Source organism: Pseudomonas sp. YuFO20 (genome assembly GCF_035064975.1).
Classification (GTDB): domain Bacteria; phylum Pseudomonadota; class Gammaproteobacteria; order Pseudomonadales; family Pseudomonadaceae; genus Aquipseudomonas; species Aquipseudomonas putida_AE.
The window spans coordinates 1-4,030 of record NZ_JAXDEO010000130.1; the positions used below are offsets into that span (position 1 = coordinate 1).

At 58.4% G+C, this 4,030-nt stretch carries 2 protein-coding genes and 1 pseudogene; all 3 read left to right on the forward strand.

What is annotated here, in order from left to right:
• Nucleotides 1-1,347, forward strand: a pseudogene (locus SOP85_RS30825) (DUF2345 domain-containing protein); the annotation flags it as partial.
• Entirely contained in the window at nt 1,344-3,161 is a 1,818-nt protein-coding gene (locus SOP85_RS30830) for a phospholipase D-like domain-containing protein (RefSeq protein WP_323629380.1), read from the forward strand. The pseudogene SOP85_RS30825 and the gene SOP85_RS30830, both read left to right, overlap by 4 nt.
• A partial coding sequence (locus tag SOP85_RS30835) for a tetratricopeptide repeat protein (RefSeq protein WP_323629381.1) occupies nt 3,161-4,030 on the forward strand: 870 nt, incomplete at its 3' end. The genes SOP85_RS30830 and SOP85_RS30835, both read left to right, overlap by 1 nt.

Consider the following 4,030-nt stretch of genomic DNA (forward strand, 5'->3'; position numbering starts at 1 on the left):
GCACCGAAGTGGCCATCGCCTTCGAACAGGGCGACCCCGACCGCCCCTACATCGCCCACGCCCTGCACGACAGCGACCACCCGGACCACGTGACCCTGCGCAACTACAAGCGCAACGTGCTGCGCACTCCGGCGAACAACAAACTGCGCATGGAGGACAACCGCGGCGAGGAGCACGTCAAGCTCAGTACCGAGCACAGTGGCAAGAGCCAGCTGAACCTGGGGCATCTGGTGGATGCCAAGAAACAGAAGCGTGGCGAAGGATTTGAGTTGCGCACGGATGGGCACGGCGCCATCCGGGCAGGCAAAGGCTTGTTCATCAGTGCCGACCTGCAGCCCAAAGCCCAGGGCGAGGTGCTGGAAATGGCCGCGGCACTGGGCCGCTTGCAACAGGCTGGCGAGCAACTGCAAGGCTTGTCCAGCGCCGCCCAGGCGGCGCACGCCGATCCCGCCGATGTGCAGGCCCAATTGTCACTGCTGCATGAGCAACTCGACGAACTCGAGGCTCAGGTGATCCTGCTCAGCGCGCCCCAAGGCATCGCCTTGAGCAGTGGCGAGCACCTGCAACTGGCGGCGCAGGACAACCTGATGCTCAACGCCGGCGGCGAAGCCGACATCAGCGTGGTCAAGCGCCTGTTCATGGGTGTGGGCCAGGGATTTAGCCTGTTTGTGCGCAAACTGGGGATCAAGCTGTTTGCCAACCAGGGACCGATCTCAGTGCAGGCGCAGAACGACTCCCTGGAACTGCTCGCTCGCCACGGGCTGTCGATTACCAGCACCGAAGACGAAATCCATATCACTGCAAAAAAGAAAATCGCGCTCAATGGCGGGGGCAGCTATCTCAGCCTCGATGCAGGCGGCATTGAATCGGGGACGGCGGGCGACCACAAGGTCAAGGCTGCGGCACTTCGCCTTTAGCGGCCCGGCCAGCATGACCGCCGCCCATCCGGACTACCCGCAACGCCTGTCCAAACAAGCTCTGCGACTCAATGTGCCGCAAGCCCCAAACGCTTCGAGCGAAGGCTGGGCAGGCATGCCCTACACCCTGTACGCCGACGGCGCGGTACTCAAGCGAGGTGTGTTGGACAAGACCGGGCAACTGTTGATTGACCACCAGGTTGTTACTCAAACCTATCGGCTGGTGATGGCCAACGGAGTTGCCTATCAGCTTCCCGTTCCCACCGACTACCGCAATCCCGAACAGGCGCACTTGGCCAACCGCGGCTTGCAAAACCACCCCTCGCGAACCAATGCCGAGGTGAGTGAGCCCACCTCGCACACCGATCATCGGGCCCTGTACGCCGCGGTGATGGAAGGAATCAAAGATCAGGAAGGGAAAACACCATGAGGCCAACCGACATCGTTACCCCGGTCGCTCTTCAGCACACCCAAGAGGCCACCTGCTGTTCGCCCTGGTATGTGTGCAATACCGAGTATCACCCCGCGATGGCTACCTATAAGCCATTGGTCAACGGCGAAGAGACATTCAAGGCTGTTCATCTTGCCATCGCCCAAGCCACGAAAACGGTCGACATCATCTGCTGGGGTTTTCAGCCGTCGATGTTTTTCATACGCGATGGCAATGCACCATGCATCGGTGAACTGCTCAAGGCCAAGGCTCGGGAAGGCGTCAAGGTGCGGATATTGGGCTGGGAGATATTGTTTAACAGCGCGGGTTGGGCGGGTGAAGCCAATCTACCCGGGAAAGGCCCGTACCGAATCTACAACCGCGCGATGCAACCTTCCACGGATAACCAATATGCCTATGATCGGCAGTGGTTTGCCGATTGCGCAGTCGCCGACCTCGAGGCTGCTCAACGAAGTTCGAGTGGCCTGCCGCTGTTTGTCAGTCGCGGCTTCAGTTGGAAAGAGCGAGCTGAAATTTCCCACTGGGTGAAATATGAAAGTCTCGACCCACAGATCAGCGCCAATATGCGACAAGCGCTGCGGTTTACAGCGTCACACCACCAAAAGACGGTGCTGGTCGATTATGAGCTGCCAGACCGTGCCATCGGATTCGTCATGGGCCACAACATGCTCGACGAGTACTGGGACACTGACAGGCATACCGCGCTAAATCGATCCAGGAACAGCAAGCCCAGACCCGATCATGGCCCGCGTGGTGATACGCCACGTCAGGATATTTCCAGCCAGGTCAGCGGGCCGATTCTCGAACACCTGCACCACAACTTCGCCAGTGCCTGGCGCAAGGAAACCGGCGAGGACCTGCTCGCTCTACGGCAAGCCAAGCAGGTGGGGCCACAACTTCAATGCTTGCCCGGCGCCGCCCGGCAGTTGGCTCAACTGCTGCGCACCCAACCCCAGGAAGGCAAGCGGGATATCGAAAAGCTTTACCTGCAAGCCGTCAACAACGCGACCCAATTTATCTACATCGAGAACCAGTATTTCCGCTGGCCTCCCCTGGCTAACCTGATCAAGGACGTCGCCGCCAGCCAGGCCAGAGCCGGACGTGATCCTGTGGAGCATGGCAGCTTGCATCTGTTCGTTGTCACCAATGACACAGAACAAGGCCTTGGCCCTGGCGCAGTCAATACCCAACGCATGCTCGAAAGCCTCGGGCGCGCCGACACCATTCCCGAAGTCACGAAGTTACAACGCATTGAAAAGGTCAAAGCCGACGCACCACCCCGGCCACGGCCCGAGCCAAGCGATCGCGTCGGGCATCAGGAGCTTGCCCAGTGGCAGGAAAAACTCGATTGGCACATCCGGCAAATCAAGGACAGCACCCTTGTTCCGGAGAACATTCCCAACCTGAAAGTTCACGTGTGCTCGTTGGTCGCCAACGACCTGAAGGCGGGCGACAAATGGATGCCGGTGTACATCCACTCCAAGCTGATGATCGTCAACGACGTGTTCACCACCCACGGCTCGGCCAACATCAACACTCGCAGCATGCAGGTGGACAGCGAGCTGAACATTGCCCATGAGTGGGCGAGCGTGACCCAGGCGCTGCGGCGGCGGTTGTGGGATATGCATACGAATGGGATGGGGGCGCAGGATGATGCGGTACTAGCATTCGAGGCTTGGCAGGACATCGTCAAGGAAAACAAAAAACGTCAAGAAGACAAATGCTCCCCCGTGCCCTATGCCCCGCTCGTTGAGTTTTATTACGACAAAGCCACCCTGAAGAATCTCGACTGATGTGCCGAGTGCTCTTGCTGTTGTGCTTGCTGCTGGTTGCTTGTGACAGCCGCAGCACCTTTACCTATATGAAGAAGGACCCTCATGTGAACCCACTCACCGACATCAAGGCCAATTTCGCCTTTACCTGCGCCCACGAAAAAATTCCTGCCCCCTCAGCCGAAACAGATGTGCTGTTCCAGTACGCCCGCTGGTTGCAGAAGAACAATCAGCTAAAGCAAGACAAGAGCGTCGACGTCGAGATCGAACGGCTGTACCGCATCGCCGCCGAAAACGGCCATTACAAAGCCAACATCAACCTTCAGAATGGAGCGATGCGTCAGCATTTCAAGCTTCACGGCCATGAACACTTGCGCCTGAGCCAACAACTGATCGAAGCCAGTGTTGCCACGGGATATTACTTCGTGGGGATCTTCTTGCAGCAGGGTTCGGCTGGGTTGAAGCAGGATTCGGAAATGGCGTTACGTTATTACCGCAAGGCCGCCGATCAGGGAAGTGCCCAAGCCCAGGCATATGTAGGCGACAAGCTGGCGCCGAGCGATATCGCGCCAGACGTAGCCCGTCAGATGCGCCGTTGCGCCGCTGAACAAGGCAATGGGGACGCAGCCGTCATGCTGTCGATGTACCTGAGGGATGAAGGGAAATACACCGATGCAATCGAGATTCTGCAGACGGGCGTAGCCGGAGGCAATGAGAGCGCCGCAGGCCGCTTGAAGAACGCATTTCGAGGTCATCCTTCCACTAATACGATGTACTACCTCGGGCAACAAGAAGACCTCGAACGCGCCGAACGCTATGAAAAAATCTGGCGAATACTCGCGAGAGCTTCCTACGCGAACCCCACAGTCCCCGAAATCAACGAAATCGTC

Coding starts and splice junctions, on each gene's coding strand:
- SOP85_RS30830 (WP_323629380.1), top strand. CDS start 1,344: ATGAGGCCAACCGACATCGTTACCCCGGTCGCTCTTCAGCACACCCAA.